Source organism: Yoonia sp. R2-816, assembly GCF_046762905.1.
Classification (GTDB): domain Bacteria; phylum Pseudomonadota; class Alphaproteobacteria; order Rhodobacterales; family Rhodobacteraceae; genus Yoonia.
In genome coordinates, this window is record NZ_JBKQXN010000152.1 from 1 (window position 1) to 2,338 (window position 2,338).

Annotated in this window: 3 protein-coding genes; 1 reads left to right on the forward strand and 2 read right to left on the reverse strand. The window is 52.6% G+C overall.

Annotated elements, in window-relative coordinates; genetic code table 11:
* Positions 1-222: 222 nt before the first annotated feature.
* Both ACFWW2_RS05330 and ACFWW2_RS05335 read right to left on the reverse strand, forming a co-directional pair.
* A complete protein-coding gene (locus tag ACFWW2_RS05330) occupies positions 223-828 on the reverse strand; it encodes a GFA family protein (protein ID WP_393926707.1) in 606 nt (201 codons plus the stop codon).
* Positions 829-929: 101 nt separating this feature from the next.
* Positions 930-1,844, reverse strand: a complete 915-nt coding sequence (locus tag ACFWW2_RS05335; RefSeq protein WP_393926709.1) for a DMT family transporter — start codon at positions 1,842-1,844, stop codon at positions 930-932.
* A gap of 128 nt (positions 1,845-1,972) precedes the next feature.
* Between ACFWW2_RS05335 and ACFWW2_RS05340 the strand changes: the two genes are divergently transcribed.
* Positions 1,973-2,338: Ada metal-binding domain-containing protein (locus ACFWW2_RS05340; protein WP_393926711.1), on the forward strand; the 366-nt coding region annotated here is incomplete at its 3' end.

The window sequence follows — 2,338 nt, forward strand, 5'->3', positions numbered from 1 at the left end:
CAGATCCAACCGGCAGCACACTTTCCCCATAGACACCGCCAACCCCCGCGGCTTCCACCCTGAGAGATTTTTCAACGCGGGCCACCCTTACGGCCAAGCTGAGACCTCGCGCCATGGCCCGCATCAGAAAATCTTCATCAATTCGGACCTTGGCCTCATGATGGGCGAAGGTCGGGTGCGTGGGAAATACCGGACTTGTGCTGTCAGTGCTTAGGGCAGAATTTATGTAGCATTCAATTTGGTAGTTGCGGTCGCATCTAAGCGTTCCAAATCATCAACAATGTGAAGCCAAGTAAGCCGATTCGCTTCGTGTGCATGTACGACAGGTGCCAAATCAGCCGCCTGATCAATAACGCCAATAGAAATGTAGATTTGGTTCGGCAGATATTCGTAACGGCCTGCCAATGAGGAACCGCAATTATCACAAAATGATCTGGTAACACCGGGGTTGACGGTAACGTTTTTCCCCTCGTTTGGCTCAAAAGTAATCGCGTCATCGTCAAAGGCAGCAAAGGCAGCGACGGGTCCACCGGTCGCGCGGCGGCAGTCTTCGCAGTGGCAATAGGCGACAGTCAGCGGCTTCGACGCGCTACGAAAAGTGATTGATCCGCAGTAACATCTTCCAGTGATCTTGTCGGTTGAGGCAATAGACATCAGAGCAGTATCCTCACTTAGCTCGAAGCTGTCAATTTGGGCTTGTGACTTTGACTGGGCTTTGCATGAAGGTCTGGTTTGGCTCAAATAGCAGCGAAAAAGTACAGTTCCGAACTGACTTGAACGGCCATCAAATGGTTGATCAATAGCCAAAACATTCAGGCGAAATGACATGGTATTTAGTTGGTGTTTTGTGAAGTGATCTGCTGTCCACCAATCCGATAAAACAAGATGATTTAAGCATCCCAAGCAGTATCGAATACATGATTTTTCTCCTATGAAGCTGTCGTTTTTCTAGCAGGAAATCTGAGGTGTCCGGTGACGATTGCGACACCCGCAAAGATCATCAGAAGACCGATGATCAGTGTTGGCGAAAGGGCTTCGCCAAGGAGCAGGACACCTAAGAGAACGCTGAATCCCGCCCGCATATAGCTCCCTGTCGTGACGCCGAGTGGGCCGAGGGTTCGGACCAGACGAAAGTAGATCGCCATTGCGATTGCTGTCGAAAACACACCCATAGCGACAACAGCGGCGATAGCCGGAGCGGTCGGGGCAAGGCTCAAAGGATCATCCACCCAAAGCGAGACAGGGAACATCAGCAATGCAGCAAACGCCATGGAACAGGCTGCCGTTAGCACAGGCGGTTGATCAGAAAACCGTTTGGCGTAGATCGCGGCAACAGCGTAGCTCAGACTGGCACCTGTAATCGCAAGTTGACCAAGGACAGAATTCTCTTCGCCTGCCAAAGCTGCAGGTCCCATAATGACCAGCACACCTGCAAATCCCAGGAAAATGCCGGTGATCTGCGGCGCTCCTGCGGTTCGATCCCGCAACAGAAAGAAGCCGATGAGGAAGACAAACAGTGGAGGCGTCGTATTGAGAAGCCCAGCAAGGCCGCTGTCGATGTATTTTTGGCCCCAACTGATGAGTGTGAAAGGAAGCGCACTTTGCAGGATACCCTGTAAGAGTAGCGCGCCCCATCTTGCCGGGGATCTGGGAAAGGTGACACCGCGCCAGAACGCAAACAGCATCAATAGCGATGCGCCAATTGCAAGCCTGCCAAAAACGATTGTAGCAGGCGGAATTGTATCTATCGCCACTTCGATGAGCGTGAATGAAGCCCCCCACAAGAATGATAGGATTACCAACAGGCCGATTTCGAGGAACGTGTTCTGTGAGGGTTGAGACATGAGATACCTTTGAGTTTTCTCAGATATCGCATTCAAGCCACGAATAGGCTGGCTGGAATCGGACACCATCCCCCGATCAGGTCCGATTCCAGCTAGACGTAAGGCCGCGTCTTACGCGACAAGAGAGAATGGACGACATATTGCCAATCTTTCCTGACGCTGAAACCTGTGACCGTGCAAGGATTGCGCGTGATAAATCATTCGATGGTTTGTTTTTCTCCGGTGTCAGGTCCACAAAGATTTATTGCCGCCCCGTCTGCCCTGTGCGGCCAGCCAAATCCGTCAATGTCAGGTTCTATCCGACCGCAGCGGCGGCGGAACGCGCCGGGTTCCGCCCTTGCCTGCGCTGCCGACCAGAAACGGCACCCGGCAGTCCCGCGTGGCTTGGGACAGCGACCACAGTGGGACGTGCATTACGAATGATCGAAGATGGGTTTTTAGATGCAAACAACGTCAATGATCTCGCAGATAAGCTCGGCATCGGATCACGTCAC